Below are 19,791 nucleotides of genomic sequence, written 5' to 3'. Positions count from 1 at the left end.
CAATCTACCGGCGGCAGGGCCGGGACCCGCGCAGCTGCGCCGTCCCCGGGCACGCCGCAGGTCCCGGCCGTGCGGCGGCCGGCGCGTTCAGGGGGTGGCGGTGAGGCGGAAGTCGGGCCGCGGGGTGCCCGAGGGGACGACGCCGTCGGCGGTGAGCGCGTACCGCATGATGTCGCGGAACACCGGGGCTGCGACCTGGCCGCCCTCCGCGGAGCTGGTCGGCCGCTCGAGGTCGACGGCCACGACGTACTGGGGGTCGTCGGCGGGGGCGAAGCCCGCGAACGTCGTCACGTACCCGCCGCCGGCGTAGCTGCCGGTCTCCGGGTTGGCGCGCTGCGCGGTACCGGTCTTGCCGGCCACGCGGAAGCCCTCGATCTGCCCCAGCGGGGCGGTGCCGCCCGGCCCCACGACCGCCTCCAGCATGTGCGCCATCGCCTCGGCGGTGGCCTCGCTGATCACCCGGCTGCTCCGGGGCGCCGGGGCGGCGGTCTCCCGCCCGCCGGGGGCGGTGACCGAGCGGACGATGCGCGGCTCGACCCGGACGCCGTCGTTGGCGATGGTCTGGAACACCGAGGCCATCTGCAGGGTGGTCACGGACACGCCCTGGCCGATGGCGACGTTGGCGGCCTGGATCTCGCTCCAGTCGGCCGCGTCCTGCAGGATCCCCGGGCTCTCGCCGGGCAGCTCGACGCCGGTGCGGCTGCCCAGGCCGAAGGCCCGCAGGTACTCGCCGAGCTTCTCGTCGCCCACCTCGCGCGCGAGCTCGATGGTGCCCACGTTGCTGGACTTGGCCAGGATGCCGGTGGTGGTCCAGTCGATCGGCTCGTGGTCGTGCGCGTCGGTGACGACGTGGTTGCCGGCCTGGATGTGCCCGTCGACGGTGTGCACCTCGTCCGGGGTGGTGAAGCCCTCCTCGACCGCGGCGGCGAGGGTGACGGCCTTGAGCACGGAGCCCGGCTCGAAGACGTCGGAGACGGTGGGGTTCTTGAGCAGCTCGGGGGTGGCCCCGACGTTGCCGGGGTCGTAGCCGGGGCAGGACCCCATGGCCACGACCTCGCCGGTGCGGACGTCCTGCACGACCGCGGACGCCCGCGTCGTCGACCCGTCGGCGCACGCCGCCGCCAGGCGCTCCTCCAGCACGAACTGCAGGTCCTGGTCGAGGGTGAGGGTGACGTCGCTGCCGTCGGTGGCCGGGGTGGCCTCGTCGATGCCGCGGGACGGGATCGGGTAGCCGCCGCTGCCGACCTCGACCCGGCGCTGCCCCGGCGTGCCGGCGAGCTCGTCCTCGAAGGTCTGCTCGATGCCGGCCAGACCGGCGCCCTCGCGCCCGATGAAGCCCACGACCTGGCCGCCGACCGTCCCCGCGGGGTACAGCCTCTGCGGGTCGTCCCGGAGGAACACGCCGCCGAGCTCGAGCTCCTCGATCGCGTCGGCGGACTCGGGGGGCACCTGCCCGGCGAGCACGACGTAGCGCCGGTCCTCGGAGAGCTTCGCGGTCAGCTCGTTGACCGGCTTGTCGAGCACCGTGGTCAGCGCGAGGGCCGTGCGCGCCGGGTCGGTGACGACGGTGGGGTCGGCGACCACGAGCGAGGCGTCCACGGTGTAGGCGAACGGGCGGCCGTCGCGGTCGAGGACCTCACCGCGGATCGCGGGGATCGGGATGGTCCGGAGCCGGTCCTGGGAGGCGGCGCTGGCGTACTCGGCGCCGTCCACCCCCTGGACGACGGCGAGCCGGGCGACGACCACGACGAGCAGGGCGACCAGGAAGCCCAGGCCGAACCGGTTCCGCCGCGTCCGCTGGACGAGGGAGAGCCCCGCCCCGCCGCTGCGCCGGCTGCCCGGGGTGCGCCGGGACGTGAACGCACCGGGCGCGGAGCGCGGGGCGCCCGGGCGGCCGGCGCTGCGCGACCCGCTCCCGGGGCCGCGGACGGTGCCGGCCACCGTCAGTTCCCGACCGCGGGGCCGTCCGCAGGCGGCGCCGCCGCCTCCGCGGGTGCGGGCTCGCCGCGCAGGACGGGGCGGCCGTCGGGGTCGAGCACGAGGTAGGCGGCCGGCCCGGCGGGCACCAGCCCGGCGGCGACGGCGGCCTGGGCGATGGCTGCGGGGGTGTTGCCGTCGACCACCCGCTGCTCGAGACGCTGCACGTCCTGCGCCCGCTGGGCGTTGTCGGCACGCAGCCGGCTGGCCTCGAGGGAGTCGACCGCGATCGCGGTGTTGAGGACCAGCAGTCCGAGGGTGGTGCCGGCCAGGAGCGCGACGACCAGCAGCACGAAGGGCGCCCGGCGGTGCCGCAGCGCGGTGCGGGGCCGGCGGCGGGCGCGCGGCGCCGGCGGGGCGACGACGCTCAGCGTGGGCCGGGGGTGCGACCGCGGGGTGGCGTGCAGCGCCGTCCGGGCGGGGACGGCCCGTGCGGACGCCGTCCGCGGGGACGCCGGGACGCGGGCAGTGGCTCGGCTGCTCATGCCGCCCTCCGGATGCGCTCGGCCGCGCGGACGCGGGCCGAGGCCGCGCGGGAGTTCGCCGCGACCTCGGTGTCGGAGGCGGCCTCGCCGCCCCGGGTCAGGAGCCGGAGCACGGGGCCGTGCTCCGGCAGGGGCACGGGCATGCCGTGCGGGGTGTGGTCGGTCGCGCCCTCGGCGAGGGTCTGCTTGACGATGCGGTCCTCGAGGGAGTGGAAGGTGATGACGGCGAGCCGCCCGCCCACGGCCAGCGCCTCGATCGCGGCCGGCAGCGCGCGCTCGAGGACGCCGAGCTCGTCGTTGACCTCGATCCGCAGCGCCTGGAAGGTGCGCTTGGCGGGGTGCCCGCCGGTGCGCCGGGTGGCGGCCGGGATGGCGTCGCGCACCAGGTCGGCCAGGCGGCCGGTGGAGGTGAAGGGCTCGCGGGCGCGCTCGCGCTCGATCGCGGCGGCGATGCGGGTGGCGAAGCGCTCCTCGCCGTAGACCCGGAGCACGCGCGCCAGGTCCTTGGGCGGGTAGGTGTTGACGATCTCGGCGGCGGTGCGCCCCGTGGTCGGGTCCATCCGCATGTCCAGCGGGACGTCGGCGGAGTAGCTGAACCCCCGGTCGGCGGTGTCCAGCTGGAGCGAGGAGACGCCGAGGTCGAACAGCACGGCCTGCACCTCGGCGACGCCGAGGCGGTCGAGGACGTCGGGCAGCTCGTCGAAGACGGCGGGGACCAGGGTGACCCGGTCGGTGTGGCCGGCGGCCTCGATGCGGCGCGCAGCCTCGGCGCGGGCGTCCGGGTCGCGGTCCAGGCCGATCAGGCGCAGGCCGGGGTGGGCGTCGAGCAGCGCGAGGGAGTGACCGGCGAGGCCGAGGGTCGCGTCGACCAGCACGGCGCCGGGGGCGGCGCAGGCCGGGCCCAGCAGCTCGGTGACGCGCTCCAGCAGGACGGGCACGTGCACCGGGGGCCGGGGCGCGTCCGGCGCCGCGGCCGATCCGGTGCTGCTCATCGTCGACTGCCTCTCGGGTTCCGGTGGAGCTCCTGCGATGGTGCCGCGCCGGCGAGGGCTGCGGTGGGAGGCGGCGCGCTCCACCGGAACCGGATCGGGTCGGTGGGGCGGGGTGGGGCGGGTGGGGCGCGGTGGGGCGGGCAGGTCCCGGAAGTCCCGCCCGGCGGCCCGGGGTGGGGATCCGGTCCCCGCGGGGCGCCGCCTGGCGTCGGGGAAGAGCGCCAGGTGGTGCCCCGCGGGGCCGGGGAGTCGCCGGACCGGTCCGCCGGGGAGGGCGGAGCCGGTCGCACCCGCTGGACCGGCGGTCTCCGGGGGGCGTGGACCCAGCAGCGGGGAAGGCGGCTGGGGCCTGGTCCGGTCGAGCCGCGGGGAAGGCGGCTCGAACGGGTGCTCCCGGGGCCCCGGGTGGGGGCGGGTGGGGCGGCGGAGGGATCACGACAAGGTCGGCATCCCCTCGCTCTCCATGTCGGCGTAGGCGGCTTCCTGCTCGGCCACGTAGGCGTCCCAGGTCGCGGAGTCCCAGATCTCGAAGCGGGTGTCGACGCCCACGACGACGACGTCCCGGTCGAGGTGCGCGTAGTCGCGCAGGCCGGCGGGGATGGTGATGCGGCCGGTCTTGTCCGGCTCGATCTCGACCATCGACCCGAAGCTCATGCGGGCGCGCATGCGGGCGGCGGCGGTGTCCGAGGGCGCCATCGCGGCTGCGGCAGCGCTCTGCTCGGCGACGCGGGCCATGGTGAGGCCGTAGATGCAGTGCTCCTGGCCCTTCTTGATCACCATGCCGTCGGCCACCTGCTCGCGGAAGCGGACGGGGAGGGCGAGCCGGCCCTTCTCGTCGAGGCGCAACTGGTAGCTGCCGACGAACACCGGATCACCCCCTGCATCGGTCCTCCCATGGCTCTGCAGCGCCCCTGACTGGGCCCCTGCCTCCCCACCAGGCGACACAGTAACCCACTGGCCCCCACTCGACACCACTGAACGCCGTGTCGTGGTCGCCGCCCCCACTCCCCCCGTCCACCTGCACGGCCGCCCCCGGGCGCACGGGTGCGACGACCCCTCCGCGGGCCTCCGGCCCACGTACCGTGGGTGGGGTGACGGAGGCGACGCGGACGACCGGCGGGGTGACCGGTCCACCGGTCGACGTCGCCGCGGAGGCAGGGCGGATCGCCGCCAACGTGGGCCGGGTCGTGCAGGGCAAGGACTCCGTCGTGCGGCTGGCGATCGTGACGCTGCTCGCCGAGGGCCACCTGCTCGTCGAGGACGTGCCCGGGGTCGGCAAGACGACGCTGGCCAAGGCGCTGGCGGCGTCGGTGGACGCGACGGTCCGCCGCATCCAGTTCACGCCCGACCTGCTGCCCAGCGACGTGACCGGCGTGGCCGTCTACGACCAGGAGTCCCGCGAGTTCGAGTTCAAGCCGGGCGCGATCTTCGCCAACGTCGTGGTGGCCGACGAGATCAACCGGGCCTCGCCGAAGACGCAGTCCGCGCTCCTGGAGTGCATGGAGGAGCGCCAGGTCACGGTGGACGGCGTCAGCTACGAGCTGGCCCGCCCGTTCCTGGTGATGGCGACGCAGAACCCGCTGGAGATGGAGGGCACCTACCCCCTGCCCGAGGCGCAGCGCGACCGCTTCACCACCCGGGTCTCGATGGGCTACCCCGACCGCGACGCCGAGCTGGCGATGCTCGACGACCGGGCCACCACCGACCCCCTGGCCGGGCTGCTCCCGGTCGCCGACGCGGCCTCGGTGCGCGACCTGATCGCCGCGGTGGGGCGGCTGCACGTCTCCGAGGCCGTGCGCCGCTACGTCGTCGACCTGGTCGAGAGCACCCGCCGGTCACCGCGGCTGCGGCTGGGCGCCTCCCCCCGGGCCGGGCTGCAGCTGCTGCGGGCCGCCCGGGCGTCGGCCGCGCTGGCCGGCCGCGACATGGTGCTGCCCGACGACGTGAAGGAGCTGGCCGGCCCGGTGCTGGCGCACCGGCTGCTGATGAGCCCGGAGCAGGCCGGTGGCGGGCGCACGGCCGAGGACGTCGTCGCCGAGCTGGTCGCCACCCTGCCGGTACCGCGCGGGCGCTGACGCCGGTGCGGACACCGGAGAGGGCGCGGACCGCGCTGACGCGCCGCGGCGGCTGGCTGCTCGCCTGCGGGGCGGTGCTGCTCGTGGTGGGCGCGCTGCTCGGCGAGCAGCCCTTCGTGCAGCTCGGCGTCTTCGTGCTGGTGCTGCCGCTCGTCTCCGCCGCGGTCGTGGCGCGGGAGCGCTTCCGCCCGACCGTCACGCGCACCGCGGCACCCGCCCGCGTGCGGCGCGGCGAGCCCACCGAGGTCACCCTCGAGCTGACCAGCGCCGGTCGGCGGCCCGGCGCCACCTGGCTGCTCACCGAGCAGCTGCCCGCAGCCCTGGGACCCGAGCCGTCCTTCGCCGTCCCCGGCGTGGGCTCGGGCCGCACGGCCGCGCTCAGCTACCCCCTCGCGCCGCGCCGCCGCGGCCGGTACGCCCTGGGCCCGCTGCGGGCTCGGGTGGTGGACCCCTTCGGGCTGGTCGAGCGCAGCACCGCCGGCACCGCCACCGCACCGCTGCTGGTCCTCCCCCGCGTGCAGCCGCTGGGCACCGAGGGGCCGGTCGACGGCCACGGGGGCGAGGGCTCCCGGCGCTCGATCGCCGTGCACGGGGAGGACGACGTCAGCATCCGCGAGTACCGGCGGGGCGACGACCTGCGCAAGGTGCACTGGCGGGCCACCGCGCGCACCGGCGAGCTGCAGGTGCGCCTGGAGGAGCGGCCCTGGCGGGCGCGGACCACCGTGCTGCTCGACACCCGCCGGCCCGCGCACCTGGTCGCGCCGCAGCACGACCCGGATCCGGCGGACAGCCTCGAGTGGGCGGTGGAGGCGGCGGCCAGCATCGCCGTCGGACTGGGCCGGCGCGGCAGCGAGGTGCGCGTGGTCACCGAGCAGGGCGAGCTCACCGGCGCCGGCCGGGCGCCGGCGGGCACCGCACCCGAGGCGCTGCTCGACCGCCTGGCCGCCCTGACCCCGTCGTCCCGCACCGAGCTCGCGCCGGGGATCGAGGTGCTCCGGCGCATCGCCGGCGACGGGCAGGTGGTGTGCCTGCTCGGTGCACTGGGTCCCGACGACGTCGCCGAGCTCGTGCGCGTCCGCCCCGGCCCCTCGGCCGGGCTCGCCGTCCTGCTCGACCTGGGCAGCTTCCTGACCGGCGTCCGGGGGACCCGGGCCGGCACGTCGGCGGCGAGCTCGACCCTGGCCGACGCGCGGGAGGAGACCGCTGCCGTGCTGCGCGCCGCCGGCTGGCGGGTCGCCGTGGCCCGCGCCGGCGACCCCGTCGAGCGGCCCTGGGCTGCCCTCGCCGCCCGCCCCGCCGCGGGGGCCCTGCGGTGACCGCCGTCGACGTCCGGACGCCGGTCGCCGCCGCCACGGCGACCCTGCTGGGTGCGCTGGCGCTCTCGCCGGTGCTGTCCTCGGGCGCCTGGGTGCGCCCGGTCGTCGACGTGGTGCTGGTGGTCCTGCTGACCGGGCTGGCGCTGCGCGGCGCCCGGGCGGTGCTCGCCGACCGCGTGCTCCGCGGGCGGCCGGGGCCGCGGCTGGTGGCCGGGCTCGGGACCCTGCTCGTGCCGCTGGGCCAGCTCGCCGCGCTCACCGTCGTCCTCACCCGGCGGGCCACCGACGTCGGTGGCCTCCTCCCCTCCGCGCGCGGCATCGAGGCGCTGGGCGAGGTCCTGCGCGCCGGGGCCGGCGAGATCCGCGAGCAGGTGGCCCCCGCCACGCCCGTCCCGGAGCTCGCCGCGCTCATCGCCCTGTTCGTCGGGCTCGCTGCGGTGCTCGTCGACCTCGTCGCCGTGGAGGGCCGGCAGGCCGCCCTGGGCGGGGCCGTGCTCCTGCTGCTGGCCGGCGTCCCGGTGTTCACCCTCGACGGCGAGGTCGGTCCGGTCACCGTCCTCGGCCCGGCCGCCGGGTTCGCGGTCCTCCTGTGGGCCGACCAGAGCCGGCGGCTGGACGCGCGCGGGCGCCCCCGCGCCCGGCGGACCGCGGGCACCGGGTCCGCGGTGCGGATCGGCCTGGTCGCCGCGGTGGTCGCGGTCCTCGGCGGCGGGCTGCTGCCCACGCTGGCAGAGGGGACGCTGCGCGGCGGGTCGGGCGGGAGCGGCGGCACCGGGACGGCGCTGGACCCGGTGGCGGAGATGGTGGGCCAGCTCACCCGCAACGAGCCGGTCAGCCTGCTCCGGCTGGAGACCGAGGTCGAGGACCCCGGCTACCTGCGCGCGGTGACGGTCGACCGGTACGACGCCGGCACGGGCTGGACCGAGTCGGGGGCCGGCGCCCCGGTAACGCTGGACGACGCGTTGCGGACGGAGCACGACCCGGCGGAGGGCCGCGAGGTGAGCGCCCGCATCGAGGCGACCGGCCACGACGACCGCTTCCTCCCGCTGCCCGTCTCACCGGTGCAGGTGCAGCTGGAGGGCGGTGCGGACGGCTGGCGCTACGACTCCATCACCGGGACCGTGTCGGCCTCCGACGCAACGAGCGAGGACCGCGTCTGGGAGGTGACCGCCTCCGAGGTCCGCCCGACGCCGGAGCAGCTGGCCGCGGCCCCGCCGTTGGCCGACGGCGAGCTGGAGGGGCGCTTCTTCGGAGCCCCCGGGCTCGACCCCTCGGTGCAGGCGCTGGTGGACACCCTGACCGCCGGCGCGGAGAACGGGTACGCGCGGGTCCGTCGGATCCTCGACTTCCTGACCGACGCCCGCAACGGGTTCACCTACTCCCTGTCCACCTCCCCCGGCACCAGCGGCGACGACCTGGTCGACTTCCTGGAGGAGCGCCGCGGGTACTGCGAGCAGTACGCCGGGGCGATGGCCGCGATGGTGCGGGCGGCCGGGCTGCCGTCCCGGGTGGCGCTGGGCTACACCCCCGGCGACCCGGTGGAGGACGGCTCCCGGCTGGTCACCAGCGACGACGCGCACGCCTGGGTCGAGGTCTTCTTCGCCGGGTTCGGCTGGGTGCCCTTCGACCCGACGCCGATCGACGAGTCCCGCCGGTCCGAGCTGCCCTGGGCCCCGCGGGTGGAGGTGGAGGACGCGCCGGAGCAGGCGGTCGAGCAGCAGCCGGAGCTCGCGCCCGAGGATCTCTCCTTCCTGGACCCGCTCGGGCCGCTCGGCCCGGACCCCGGCGCGTTCGACGCCGCTCCGGCCGACACCCCTGCGGAGGGCCGGTCGTGGCCGGCCCGCACCGGGCTGGTGCTGCTGGTCGTGGCTGCGGCCGCGGCACCGGGCGGGCTGCGGCTGCTCCAGCGGCGCCGCCGGCTGGCCCTGGGGACGGCCCGGGCGCTGTGGGACGAGCTCTCGGCCACCGCCGACGACCTCGGACTCGGCCGCGACCCGGCGTGGACGCCCCGCGAGACCGGCCGTGCGCTGGCCGGGCGGACGGGCGGCCCCGGGGGCGGCGCGGCGATCGACCGGCTGGCCCGGGCCGAGGAGCGCGCCAGCTACGGGCCTGCGGCCGAGGGGCACGAGGACGGGCTGGTCGCGGACCTGCGCACCGCCCGCCGGGCGTTGCGCGGCACCGTCGACCGGCGGACCCGGCTGCGGGCGGCGTGCTGGCCGGCCTCGCTGCCTGCGGCGGTGCGGGCGGGGCTCCCGGCGTGGACGCGGCCGGAGATGCGACGCAGCCGCCGTCCGGGGGGACGGCGGCTGCGGGCGGGACGTGCGGAGGGCTAGCGGCTACTGGTCGTAGCGGCGGCGGAAGCGCTCCTCGAGGCGGCTCTTCAGCGGCTGGCGGCCGGTGCGCCCGGCCCGGGCACCCCGGGCGGGGCCGGCCGGGCCGCGGCCACCGGCCGGGGCCGAGCCGGGCTCGACCGCGCCGGTGGCGACCTTGTAGTTCAGGACGGCGAGGGCCGCGCCGCCGAAGGCGACGAGGAAGCCGACGACGCCGAGGACCACGGACTCGGCGACCGCGCCGCCGACCAGCACGGCGAAGCCGACGACGACGAGGGCGGCGCCGATCTGCAGCCGGCGCCGGGCCTTCAGGCGGCGGTCACCGGTGCGCACGGACGAGGCGAACTTCGGATCGTCGTCGACGAGGGCGCGCTCGATCTGCTCCAGCAGACGCTGCTCGTGCTCGGAGAGCGGCACGTCGACCTCCAGGTGGGCGGAGCCAGGACCGTCGGAGGGCTCCCCCGACGGTGGCTTCGAGGATACGAGCCCTTGGCGGGGCGCGAAAGGTGACGATACGGCGCGCCTCGGGCGAACCGCCGCGGGTCACCCCTCCGGGTTCCGGACGGCCGGTCGCGGGCGGCCTCCGGCGGCCCCGCCGGACCGTCCCGGGCGCCCGTCGCGGTGCAGCAGGGTGGCCGGCCGCACCGCTCCCGCACCGAACCGCCGGGCGGCCCGGTCGGCGGCCAGCTCGGCGTCGCGCCGGCCGTGCTCGCGGGCGCCGAGCTCGAGCTGCTGGGGCGCCGACCCGGCCTCCACCAGCCGCTCGGCGCGCACCCCGACCAGCCGGATGCGGGCCCGGTCGAGCCCCAGCGCGTCGAACAGCGCGCGGGCGGTGTCGTAGAGCTCCTGCCCGACGTCGGTCGGGACGTCGAGGGTGCGGCTGCGGGTGATCGTGGCGAAGTCGGCGAAGCGCACCTTGATGCTCACCGTCCGGGCCAGCCAGCCGCCCGAGCGCAGCCGGCCCGCCGTCCGCTCGGCGAGCAGCAGCAGCTCGCGGTGGATGACCGCGGGGTCGTCGACGTCGGTGCCGAAGGTCTCCTCGTGGCCGGTGGACTTCTCCGGCTCGTCGGGGACCACCCGGCGGGGATCGCGCCCCCACGCCAGCTCGTGCAGGTGGGCGCCGGCGGCCGGCCCCAGCGCGCGCTGCAGGGTCCGCGCCGGCACGTGCGCGAGGTCGCCCACGGTGCGCAGCCCGAGCCGCAGCAGCTGCTCCTCGGTCTTGGGGCCCACGCCCCACAGCGCGCCCACCGGCAGCGGGTGGAGGAAGTCCATGACCTCGGCCGGCCGGACGACCCGCATCCCGTCGGGCTTGGCCGAGGTGGAGGCGAGCTTGGCGACGAACTTGCTGCCCGCGGCGCCGACCGAGCAGGTGATGCCCTGCTCGTCGAAGACCCGGGCGCGGAGGTACTCGCCGATCTCGGCGGCGTCGCCCAGCCGGCGACCGGCACCGGAGACGTCGAGGAATGCCTCGTCCATGCTCAGCGGCTCCACCAGCGGGGTGATCGAGCGGAACAGGGCCATCACCGACCGGGAGACCTCCGCGTAGAGCGCCAGGTCGCCGGGGAGCACCGTCGCGGTCGGGCACAACCGCAGCGCGCGGGCGGTGGGCATGGCCGCGTGCACGCCGTAGCGCCGCGCCTCGTAGGTCGCCGAGGTGACCACGCCGCGGTTGCCCGCCCCACCGACGATCACCGGGGTGCCGGCCAGCTCCGGGCGCCGCCGCACCTCGACGCTGGCGAAGAACGCGTCCATGTCGACGTGCAGCACGGTGCACCCCTGCGCCCGTCCGCCCACTCCGCGCCCTCCGTTCGAACACGTGTTCGCATCCGTGGAGACACTACCGACCCCGGCGGTGGGCGGCGCGCTCGCGGCACGGCCCCGTGTCCCAGTCGTGACCCGGGCGTCGTCCCCGCTGGTGGGAGCGCAGGTGTCGGGCCAGGATGCGGGAGGTAACACAGCTGTGGAGAGCCGCCGTCCCCGGCGGCCCGAACCGACACGAGCGGAGGAGCCCATGGCTCTGGACGACGAGATGACCAGCGGCGGCGACGGCGGGGCCGACGGCGGCGCGGACAGCGGTGCCCACGGCCCGGCCGACGGCAGCGCGGGCGCGGCCGACCACGGCGCGGCGGGCACGCCCGGCGGCCACGACGGCGGCGCCGACGGCGGTGCCGACGGTGGCGCCGACGGCGGCGCGGACGGCGGCGCGGACGGCGGTGCCGACGGCGGCGCGGACGGCGGCGCCGACGGTGGCGCGGACGGTTCGGCCTGACCGAGAACCCTGCCCCGCAGGGCCGGGTGGAGCACTCGCTCCGCCCGGCCCTGCGGCGCTGCACGAACGCCGAGCCCGACGACTTCGCGCGGGAGCACTGGGGCCGTCACCCCCTGCTGACCCGGGCCGCGGACACCGGCAACACCTTCACCGACCTGCTCGACCTCGCCGCGGTCGACGAGCTGCTCTCCCGGCGGGGGTTGCGCACGCCGTTCCTGCGCATCGCCAAGGACGGCCAGGTCGTCGACCCGAAGCGCTTCACCACCTCCGGCGGCGCCGGCGCCGAGGTCGCCGACCAGGTGAGCTCCGACGCCGTGCTCCGGCTGTTCGCCGACGGCAGCACCGTGGTGCTGCAGGGCCTGCACCGGCTGTGGCCGCCGCTGATCGAGTTCGCCGACCAGCTCGCCGCCGACCTCGGCCACCCCACCCAGGTCAACGCGTACATCACCCCGCCGTCCTCCCGCGGTTTCGACCCCCACTACGACGTGCACGACGTCTTCGTGCTGCAGGTGGCCGGGCAGAAGCACTGGCGGATCCACGAGCCGGTGCTGCCCGACCCGCTGCGCACCCAGGTGTGGACCGACCGCCGCGAGGACGTCGCCGCCGCCGCGGAGCGCGAGCCGGTGATCGACGCCGTCCTCGAGCCCGGCGACGTGCTCTACCTCCCGCGCGGCTTCCTGCACTCGGCCACCGCGCTCGGCGAGATCAGCGCCCACCTGACCATCGGCGTCCACTCGGTGACCCGATGGGGTGCGGCCGAGGCGGCGCTGGACCTGGTCCGCACCCTGGCCGCCGAGGACCCGGCGCTGCGCGGGTCGCTGCCCCTCGGCGTCGACGTCGCCGACCCCGACGCCCTCCGCGACGACGTCACCGCCGTCGTCGAGGGCCTGCGCGAGTGGCTCGGCCGGGTGGACCCCGCCGAGGTCGCCGAGCGACTGCGCGTCCGCACCTGGGCGCAGGTGCGGCCCGAGCCCGTGGCGCCGCTGGCCCAGTCCGCCGCCGCGGCGGCGATCACCGCCGACACCGTCCTCCGCCTGCGCCGGCGGCTGCGCTGCGTGCTGCGCGACGGGGACGACGGCCGGGTGACCCTGCTCGGCGGCCGCCGGACGCACACCTTCCCGGCGTCGGCGCGCCCGGCGCTGACCGAGCTCCTGGCCGTGGGTGAGCTCAAGGTGGGCGACCTGCCCGGCCTCGAGGCCGACGAGCGGACCACCCTGGCCCGGCGACTGGTCACCGAGTCGGTCGCGGTGGTCCCGGACGCAGCGCCCGGGCCGTGACCACCGCCGACCTCCCACCCGCCGACGACTTCTGCCGCACCGACCTCCCGCCGCTGCCGGCCGGGCGGCTGGGTCCCGACCGCTGCTCGGTGCAGGCGCTGGCGCGCGGTGACAGCGGCATCGCGACCGCCTCGCCGGTGCAGCGCTGGCTGCTGGTGGAGCAGCCCGGCCCGTGGGGCCGGCAGGCGCTGACCGAGTCGCGCTTCGACGCGCGGATCGCCCCGTTGCTGGCCGAGCGGGCCCGGCGGGAGGACGTGCGGGTGCTCCTCGTCCGCCGCCCCGGCGACCGGCTGGCCGACGCCCGGGGCCGCTGGGCGTACGCGGACAGCCGGCCCGGGCGCGAGGGCCTGTGGTGGTCGGTGCGGTCCTCGGACGCCGAGCTCCTCACCGCCCCTCTGGACGGCTCCGTGGGCGAGCCGGCGACCGGCGACACCTACCTGGTCTGCACGCACGGCGGGCACGACGCCTGCTGCGCGCTGCGCGGCCGGCCCCTGGCCCGCACGATGCCGGCACCCGACGTCTGGGAGTGCAGCCACCTCGGCGGCGACCGGTTCGCCGCCAACGTCGTCGTCCTGCCCCACGGCTTCTACTACGGGCAGGTGCCCGGCGACGGCGGCCTGCTGGTGGCGGCGCACGCGCGGGGGGAGGTGGCGCTGGCCTGGCTCCGGGGCCGGGCCGGCCTGCCGGCGCCCGTGCAGGCCGCCCAGCACGGCGCCCGCGAGGAGCTCGGGCTCCTGGGCGTCGAGGACCTCGCCCCCCTCGGCGCGACGCGGCTGCCGGACCCCGCCGCCGGCGTCGAGCGCTGGGAGGTGGCGCTGGCCGCGGACGGCGGGCCGGTGACCGTCGTCGTGGAGAGCCGGCCGGCGCCCGAGGCGGTGCGGCTGACCTGCCAGGCGGCCCAGCCGGGCCGCGTGCGCACCTGGCACCGGCTCGCCGTCACCCGGTGAGCAGCTCGACCGGCCGGCCCAGCGGCAGCCAGCGGAACCGGTCCCGCACCTCGGCCGGCGCCCGAGCCAGCTCCGCCTCCACGGCGGCGCGCCCCTGCCGGAAGTGCGACCACCCCTCGTAGTGCACCGGTACCACCGTGCGGGGCTCCCCGTCGCGGCACAGCCGCACCGCCTCGCGCGCGGTCATCGAGTACCGCAGCGGACCGGTGACCGGGAAGCGCACGCCGCCCAGGTGCAGCAGGGCGGTGTCGACGCGGAACCGGTCGAGCACCTGCCGGACCCCGCCGAACAGCACGGTGTCGCCCGAGATCCACAGCACGCCGTCCTCCTGGCCCGGCCACTCGAGCGCGAAGCCGATCACGTGCCCGGCGACCGGCCGGCTCAGCGGCGGGCCGTGCCGCGCCGGGGTGGCGGTCACGGTGAGGGTCGGCCGGCCCGGGGCGCTCAGCTCCGTGGTCCCCCAGGTGCGCAGCCCGCGCGCGCCTCCGCCGAGGCGGGCCGCCCCCGCCGCGGTGGTGACGACGGTGCCCACGGAAGGCAGCAGCGCCCGGCCGGCGTCGTCGAGGTTGTCGGCGTGGTGGTCGTGGCTGAGCAGCACGACGTCGACCGGCAGCACCGCGGCGGAAGGCACCGCGGGACCGGTGACCTTGCGGGACGACGTCCCCCAGCCGAAGGCGTACCTCCGGCCGGGTTCGTCGAACGTCGGGTCGACCAGGAGACGCCAGCCGCCGGTCTCGATCAGCACGGTCGGCCCGCCGACGTGGGTGAGCCGGACCCCCCTCACTGCGTGCCGGCCGCCTGCCGCGGTGCGACGGCGTGGCGCTGCGCCCAGGCCAGCGCATGGTCGGCGATGGCCTCCCAGCCCTCCTGCGCGGGCAGCAGGTGCGCGTAACCGGGGTACTCCTCGTGCTCGGTGAGCACCGCCGAGGTGTAGTGCTTGACGTTCGAGCGCTGCACGCTCGGCGGCATGATGTGGTCCTCGCCGCCGGAGATGAACAGCAGCGGCCGGCGCGCCTCGTTCTCGTAGTCCACGGCGGCGTCCTGCGGCCCGGGCATGAAGTTCGCCAGCACCGAGTCCCACAGGATCCGGCCGGACGCCGGTACGTGGTAGCGCTCGTAGAGGGCGCGCGACTCGTCCTCGGGGAAGGTGTTCGTGAAGGCGTAGCGCCACTGCTCGTAGCTGAGCGGCACGGCCCGGTGCCGGTTGGCCGGGTTCTTGAAGGCGGTGAAGGTCGACTTCAGCTGCGACAGCGGCAGCACCCGCACGCCCTCGGTGGGTGCGGAGTTGAGGACGACCCCGGACGCGCCGTGGCCGCGGTCCATCAGCAGCTGCACCAGCGTGCCGCCGGCGGAGTGGCCGATGAGGATCGGCTCCTGGTCCAGGCCGGCCAGGGCCTCCTCCAGGTGGGCCACGATCGCCGGCAGGGTCAGCTCGGCGATCGGCGTCGGGTCGGCGTTGAGCGCCTCGACCTCCACCTCGAAGCCGGGGTAGCCGGGGGTCAGCACGCGGTAGCCCGCCCCCTCGTAGCGGGCCTTCCAGTGCTCCCAGCTCCGGGGGGTCACCCAGAAGCCGTGCACGAGGACGATCGTGTCCGGACCGCCGGCAGCGGGACCGCGGAGGGACGGGCGGGGCGCGGGGATGTCGGTCATGGAGCGGGAGCGTGGCACCGCCGGTGCGCGTGCGATCGGCCTTGCGTGCACGGCTCCGGCTCCTGCGCGCACGCGCCGGTTCCGGGCGCGCCCGCGCTCTGCCACCCTGGACCGGCCGGTGCGGGGAGCCGTGTCCGAGCGACCCACCTGGAGGAGTCGATGCAGCTGCTCGACACCCGCACCCTCGCGCCCGAGCACCGCGTCGACGCCTTCCGGGCGGCCTTCGACCAGGCGTCGGTGCCGTGCCGGATCGAGCACCTGGGGCCCGACGACCGCGTCCACTCGCGCATGCACCTGTGGCACTTCGGGGCGGCGAACCTCTTCACCACCGACGCCTCGGGCTTCCGGCTGGTGCGCACCACCCGCCACCTGCGGATGGAGAGCCCGGAGGTGGTCGCGCTCGCCGTGCAGTCCAGCGGCGTGGGCCGGTTCGGGCAGTTCGGCCACCGGTCGCTGGTGCCCGCCCGCCGGCTGATGCTCAGCGACCTGACCGCCCCCTACGAGTTCTCCTGGGAGGAGACCGGCGGCTCTCGGGCGTTCCAGATCCCCTACGGGCTGCTCGCCCTGCCGCCGGAGGTGGTGCGCGCGGCGGCGCCGCGGCTGCGCGCGAGCCCCCTGCACGACCTGGTGCGCGACCACCTCGTGCGGCTGGCCGCGGGCGCCGAGCGGCTCGCCGCCGACCCGGGCGCCGCCTCGCTCGGCACCGCGACCGTCGAGCTCGTGCGCGCCCTGCTGGTGTCGGCGGCCGGCGACGACCGGTACGGCCGCCCGGTGCGCGAGGAGACGCTCCTGACCCGGGTGCTGGCCTACGCGCGGGCGCACCTGACCGATCCCGGCCTCGGGCCGCGCCGGCTGGCCGCCGTCCACAACGTGTCGCTGCGCCAGCTCTACAAGGTGTGCGCCGCGGCCGGGCTGCACCTGGAGCAGTGGTTGATCGCCGAGCGGCTGGAGCTGGCCCGCGCGGAGCTGGTGTCCCGGGGCGGGCGGCACCGCTCGGTCGCCGCGGTGGCGCGCAGCTGCGGGTTCGCCGACCCCAGCCACTTCACCCGCCGCTTCCGCCAGGCCTACGGTGTGACGCCGCGGGAGTGGCGGCAGGCGTCGAGCCGCCCCGGCGGCGGCTGATCGCCGTCAGCCCAGGGAAGACCCGGTCGCGACGAGCAGCGGGATCGCCAGCTCGGTCGCGGTCAGGGAGCCGTGGTAGGCGGTCAGCCGGCTGGGGCCCGGCTCCCGCTCGGACGCCGTCAGCGCCCAGGTGCCGCGGGCCAGCGCGACCACGTCGCCGATGCGGGCGGCCATGGCGGGGTCCACGCGGCCGAAGACGCCGCTGGCCACCACCTCGTCCCGGGTCGCCACCCAGGCCCGCTCCCCCAGCAGCTCGCGCCACCGGTCCAGCACGTCCGCGGCGGCGCCGGGCTGCGCGTGCACGTAGCGTGCCCGGGGCTCGCCGGCGAGCAGCCGGACGCCGTCGGTCAGGTGGGGCACCGTGTCCAGGTCCAGCCGCGTGCCGGCCGGGACGTCGAGCATCCCGTGGTCGGCGGTGACCAGCAGGGCGGCGTCGCCGGGCAGCCCGGCCACCACGTGCTCGACCATCCGGTCGACCAGCTGCAGCTGCGCCCGCCAGCTGTCGGAGTCGACGCCGCGGACGTGGCCGGTGACGTCGAGGTCGGCGAAGTACCCGTAGACCAGCGCGCGCGGGGTGGCCCGCAGCGCCCGGAGGACGAGTGCGGCGAGGTCACCGGCGCCCACCGTCCCGCTGTAGGTGGCGCCGCGGTAGGCCGCGCGGCTCAGGCCGCTGCCGGTGAAGGCGTACGGGGCGACGACGGTGGCGGGGACGCCGGCGGCCGCGGCGCGCTCGAAGACGGTGCGCTGCGGCTGCCACAGGTCGGGGTCGGGGTCGTCGGACCACTGGACGTGGTTGAGGGCGCGGTCCTCCCCCGGCACGTCGGTGACGAAGCCGAGGACGCCGTGGCTGCCCGGCGGCAGGCCGGTGCCGAAGGTGGTGAGGCTGACCGGGGTGGTGCTCGGGCAGGGGGCGGAGAGGTCGCCGGCGGGAGCGGCCAGGGCGGCGAGCGTCGGCGCGAGGTCGGCGTGCCGGCGCACCAGATCGGCGCCGAGACCGTCCACGAGCAGCACCGCGACGCGGCGGGCGCCGGCCAGCGCGGTGCCGAGGTCGAGCGGGTCGACCGGCAGGTCCCCGCGCTCCAGCCGGACCCCGAGGGCGGTCGCAGCTCCCGGCAGCACGTCGGCGAGCGTGGCGGTGCCGTAGGCCGGCCGGTGCAGGTCCGGCGGCAGGAGGACCGCGTCCGACGTCATCAGGGGCGCGCGGCGAGCACGTGCAGGCCGGTGGCGACCTCGCGGTAGGGCGACGCGCCGGCCAGGGCGAGCTCCAGGGCGCGCACCGCCTCGGGGTCGGCGCCGGAAGCGGCGTCGAGCAGGTCGGCGACGACCGAGACGCCGCGCCACTCCCCCGGCGCCAGACCGGCGCCCTCGACCAGCGCGAGCAGCTCGACCGGGGTGAACCGCCGGCGGGCGACGGGGCGGCTGCGGCCGGCCGCGGCGTCGCGGTCCTGGAGGAGGGCCAGCGCCTCGACCGGGTGGCCGGCGACGGCGCGGGCGAGGACGGCGCCGGCCCGGTTGGCCGTGGCGACGCTCACCTGGCCGCCGGGGCGGAGGGCGCCGGCGATCTCCCGCAGCGTGACCGACGGGTCGTCGACGACCTCCAGCACCGAGTGGCAGAGGGCCAGGTCGTAGCCGCCGTCCCCCGGCGCCAGGGAGGCGAGGACCTCGCCGAGCAGGTCGCCGTCGCCCTGGACGCCGCGCACCCGGTCACCCACGCCCGCCGTGGCGGCCCGCCGGGCGAGGGTCGCGAGGGCGTCGGCGCTGGGGTCGACGACGGTGACCTCGTGGCCGAGCCGTGCCAGCGGGACGGCGAAGATGCCGCTGCCGCCGCCGACGTCGAGCACCCGCAGCGGGGTGCCGGCGGCGATGACCGGGTCCAGCGCGGCCCAGACGGCAGCGGTCCGCGGCGGGAGCTGCTCGGCGGGCGAGGGAGCGGACGGGGTCGGCACAGCAGGAGCCTAGTGGCGGGGAGGAGGGGTGCTCCTAGCCGTCGGCGGCGCGCCTGATCTCCGCGATGTCGATCCGGCGCATCTGCAGCATCGCCTGGGTGGCCCGCTGCGCGCGGCCGGGATCGGGGTCGCTGGTCAGGTCGAGGAGCTCGGCCGGGTAGACCTGCCACGAGACGCCGAACCGGTCCTTGAGCCAGCCGCACTGGCTCTCCTGGCCACCGCCTGCCATCAGGCCGTACCAGTAGTGGTCGCTCTCAGCCTGATCGGCGCAGACGACCTGGAAGGAGACCGCCTCGGTGAACGGGAACTGCGGGCCGCCGTTGAGGCCGGTGTACGGCCGGCCGTCGAGGGTGAAGTCCACGGTCAGGACGTCGCCCTCCTTCATCGGCGGCGGCATGTCGGGCCCGTAGCGGGTGATCTTCCCGATGCTCGAGTTCGGGAAGACCGACGTGTACAGCTGCGCGGCCTCCTCCGCCTGGCCGTCGAACCACAGGCACGGGATCTGCTGGGGCATGGTCGGGGTCCTCTCTCGGGCGGGGGTGGCTGTCGGAGGGTGGACCCGCGCCCGGCGGCCGACTCATCGGTGGCCGGGAAAAGCAGCGGCGCCGGGGCGCGGACGGCCCTACCGTGCGGCATGCCCGGTGAGCCGGAGGTCGTCCTCGCGTGGCGTGCACCTCTCGCCGACCCCGAGCTGGTCGAGCTCGTCGCGTCGCACGGCGGTTCCCCGGTGCCCGGCTGGTGGGACCGGATCCGTCCGCACAGCCTCGGCTGGGTGACGGCGCGGGCGGGCGCGCTGCTGGTCGGGTTCGTGAACGTCGCGTGGGACGGCGGCGACCACGCCTTCCTGCTGGACACGAAGACCCGGGGCGACCGGCAGCGGACGGGGATCGGTGCGCTGGTGGTGCGGGAGGCGGTCGTCCGGGCCCGCGCCGCGGGCTGCGAGTGGCTGCACGTGGACTTCCGGCCCGAGCTGCGGCCGTTCTACCTCGTCGCGTGCGGTTTCCGGGAGACCGACGCCGGGTTGGTGCACCTGCCGTCGCAGGGTTGACCGACCGCGCGCCGTTTGCCGGGAGCGGGGTGGGGGGCAGGTCCGGGGCGACCCGACACGTCAGCGCACCGAGGAGCCGCCATGAGCACGTCCACCCGCCCCCGCCGCCGCCTGGTCCGGACGACGGCAGCCGCGTTCGCCATCGCCGCCGCCTCCCTCACCACTGTGGCCTGCGGGTCCGACGTGGTCGACGACGACGTCGAGCAGAACATCGAGGAGGGCGTGGACGACGCCGAGCGCGAGGTCGAGGACGCCACCGACGGCGAGGACAGCGAGGGCTGAGCCCAGCGGCAGTGGTCTGCCGCCGCACGCCCAGGACCTGGCCGGTGAGCGGCAGGCCGACGAAGCAGGTCGCGG

At 77.1% G+C, this 19,791-nt stretch carries 20 protein-coding genes; 9 read left to right on the top strand and 11 right to left on the bottom strand.

Annotated features, from left to right (window positions below; genetic code table 11):
- Positions 1 to 87: 87 nt before the first annotated feature.
- The 4 genes from ACI79H_RS06130 to mraZ form a co-directional block, all read right to left on the bottom strand.
- Positions 88 to 1,941 carry a peptidoglycan D,D-transpeptidase FtsI family protein gene (locus tag ACI79H_RS06130; protein WP_456553488.1) on the bottom strand — a complete coding sequence of 618 codons (1,854 nt, stop codon included), beginning with the start codon at positions 1,939 to 1,941 and terminating at the stop codon, positions 88 to 90.
- 2 nt (positions 1,942 to 1,943) lie between these two features.
- Positions 1,944 to 2,462 (bottom strand): hypothetical protein, encoded by a 519-nt coding sequence (locus tag ACI79H_RS06125; protein WP_456553487.1) that lies wholly within the window; start codon positions 2,460 to 2,462, stop codon positions 1,944 to 1,946.
- Entirely contained in the window at positions 2,459 to 3,454 is a 996-nt protein-coding gene (gene rsmH / locus ACI79H_RS06120; RefSeq protein ID WP_456553486.1) for a 16S rRNA (cytosine(1402)-N(4))-methyltransferase RsmH, read from the bottom strand. Before rsmH ends, ACI79H_RS06125 begins: the two co-directional genes overlap by 4 nt.
- A 432-nt stretch (positions 3,455 to 3,886) precedes the next feature.
- Positions 3,887 to 4,321, bottom strand: coding sequence for a division/cell wall cluster transcriptional repressor MraZ (gene mraZ, locus ACI79H_RS06115; RefSeq protein ID WP_456553485.1), 435 nt, complete (start codon positions 4,319 to 4,321; stop codon positions 3,887 to 3,889).
- 224 nt (positions 4,322 to 4,545) lie between these two features.
- On the opposite strand from mraZ, the gene ACI79H_RS06110 reads away from it, so the two are divergent.
- The 3 genes from ACI79H_RS06110 to ACI79H_RS06100 are packed head-to-tail and all read left to right on the top strand — an operon-like array spanning position 4,546 to position 9,178.
- Positions 4,546 to 5,529, top strand: coding sequence for an AAA family ATPase (locus tag ACI79H_RS06110; RefSeq protein WP_456553484.1), 984 nt, complete (start codon positions 4,546 to 4,548; stop codon positions 5,527 to 5,529).
- Positions 5,530 to 5,534: 5 nt separating this feature from the next.
- Entirely contained in the window at positions 5,535 to 6,845 is a 1,311-nt protein-coding gene (locus tag ACI79H_RS06105) for a DUF58 domain-containing protein (RefSeq protein ID WP_456553483.1), read from the top strand.
- Positions 6,842 to 9,178 carry a transglutaminase family protein gene (locus ACI79H_RS06100; RefSeq protein ID WP_456553482.1) on the top strand — a complete coding sequence of 779 codons (2,337 nt, stop codon included), beginning with the start codon at positions 6,842 to 6,844 and terminating at the stop codon, positions 9,176 to 9,178. Before ACI79H_RS06105 ends, ACI79H_RS06100 begins: the two co-directional genes overlap by 4 nt.
- Positions 9,179 to 9,181: 3 nt before the next feature.
- On the opposite strand, the gene ACI79H_RS06095 is transcribed toward ACI79H_RS06100, so the two are convergent.
- Both ACI79H_RS06095 and dinB read right to left on the bottom strand, forming a co-directional pair.
- Positions 9,182 to 9,592 (bottom strand): DUF3040 domain-containing protein, encoded by a 411-nt coding sequence (locus ACI79H_RS06095; protein WP_456553481.1) that lies wholly within the window; start codon positions 9,590 to 9,592, stop codon positions 9,182 to 9,184.
- 126 nt (positions 9,593 to 9,718) lie between these two features.
- A complete protein-coding gene (dinB, locus tag ACI79H_RS06090) occupies positions 9,719 to 10,942 on the bottom strand; it encodes a DNA polymerase IV (RefSeq protein ID WP_456553480.1) in 1,224 nt (407 codons plus the stop codon).
- Positions 10,943 to 11,186: 244 nt separating this feature from the next.
- Between dinB and ACI79H_RS06085 the strand changes: the two genes are divergently transcribed.
- From ACI79H_RS06085 to ACI79H_RS06075, 3 genes are read left to right on the top strand one after another with little or no spacing between them, the layout of a single operon-like run.
- Positions 11,187 to 11,444 (top strand): hypothetical protein, encoded by a 258-nt coding sequence (locus ACI79H_RS06085; protein WP_456553479.1) that lies wholly within the window; start codon positions 11,187 to 11,189, stop codon positions 11,442 to 11,444.
- 26 nt (positions 11,445 to 11,470) lie between these two features.
- A complete protein-coding gene (locus ACI79H_RS06080) occupies positions 11,471 to 12,721 on the top strand; it encodes a cupin domain-containing protein (RefSeq protein WP_456553478.1) in 1,251 nt (416 codons plus the stop codon).
- A complete protein-coding gene (locus tag ACI79H_RS06075; RefSeq protein WP_456553477.1) occupies positions 12,718 to 13,668 on the top strand; it encodes a sucrase ferredoxin in 951 nt (316 codons plus the stop codon). Before ACI79H_RS06080 ends, ACI79H_RS06075 begins: the two co-directional genes overlap by 4 nt.
- Here ACI79H_RS06075 and ACI79H_RS06070 read toward each other — a convergent pair.
- The gene (locus ACI79H_RS06070) at positions 13,658 to 14,452 is read right to left on the bottom strand and encodes an MBL fold metallo-hydrolase (protein WP_456553476.1); all 795 of its coding nucleotides are present in this window, start codon (positions 14,450 to 14,452) and stop codon (positions 13,658 to 13,660) included. The two genes, ACI79H_RS06075 and ACI79H_RS06070, sit on opposite strands and share 11 nt — an antisense overlap.
- Positions 14,449 to 15,318 carry an alpha/beta hydrolase gene (locus ACI79H_RS06065; protein ID WP_456553475.1) on the bottom strand — a complete coding sequence of 290 codons (870 nt, stop codon included), beginning with the start codon at positions 15,316 to 15,318 and terminating at the stop codon, positions 14,449 to 14,451. The genes ACI79H_RS06070 and ACI79H_RS06065 overlap by 4 nt, the downstream gene beginning before the upstream one ends.
- A 159-nt stretch (positions 15,319 to 15,477) precedes the next feature.
- Here ACI79H_RS06065 and ACI79H_RS06060 point away from each other — a divergent pair, with 159 nt between their 5' ends.
- Complete coding sequence (locus tag ACI79H_RS06060; RefSeq protein WP_456553474.1) at positions 15,478 to 16,440, top strand: helix-turn-helix domain-containing protein; 963 nt, start codon at positions 15,478 to 15,480, stop codon at positions 16,438 to 16,440.
- Positions 16,441 to 16,446: 6 nt separating this feature from the next.
- On the opposite strand, the gene ACI79H_RS06055 is transcribed toward ACI79H_RS06060, so the two are convergent.
- From ACI79H_RS06055 to ACI79H_RS06045, 3 genes are read right to left on the bottom strand one after another with little or no spacing between them, the layout of a single operon-like run.
- Entirely contained in the window at positions 16,447 to 17,631 is a 1,185-nt protein-coding gene (locus tag ACI79H_RS06055) for an alkaline phosphatase family protein (protein WP_456553473.1), read from the bottom strand.
- Positions 17,631 to 18,386, bottom strand: coding sequence for a class I SAM-dependent methyltransferase (locus ACI79H_RS06050; protein ID WP_456553472.1), 756 nt, complete (start codon positions 18,384 to 18,386; stop codon positions 17,631 to 17,633). Before ACI79H_RS06050 ends, ACI79H_RS06055 begins: the two co-directional genes overlap by 1 nt.
- Positions 18,387 to 18,420: 34 nt before the next feature.
- A complete protein-coding gene (locus tag ACI79H_RS06045) occupies positions 18,421 to 18,900 on the bottom strand; it encodes a VOC family protein (protein WP_456553471.1) in 480 nt (159 codons plus the stop codon).
- Between the two features lie 120 nt (positions 18,901 to 19,020).
- On the opposite strand from ACI79H_RS06045, the gene ACI79H_RS06040 reads away from it, so the two are divergent.
- Complete coding sequence (locus ACI79H_RS06040; protein ID WP_456553470.1) at positions 19,021 to 19,434, top strand: GNAT family N-acetyltransferase; 414 nt, start codon at positions 19,021 to 19,023, stop codon at positions 19,432 to 19,434.
- Between the two features lie 81 nt (positions 19,435 to 19,515).
- Positions 19,516 to 19,716, top strand: coding sequence for a hypothetical protein (locus ACI79H_RS06035; protein WP_456553469.1), 201 nt, complete (start codon positions 19,516 to 19,518; stop codon positions 19,714 to 19,716).
- Positions 19,717 to 19,791 lie beyond the last annotated feature (75 nt).

It is taken from the genome of Blastococcus sp. SYSU D01042 (assembly GCF_054050515.1).
The sequence above is the reverse complement of the archived record's forward strand: the minus strand, read 5'-3'. Positions and strand labels throughout refer to the sequence as shown.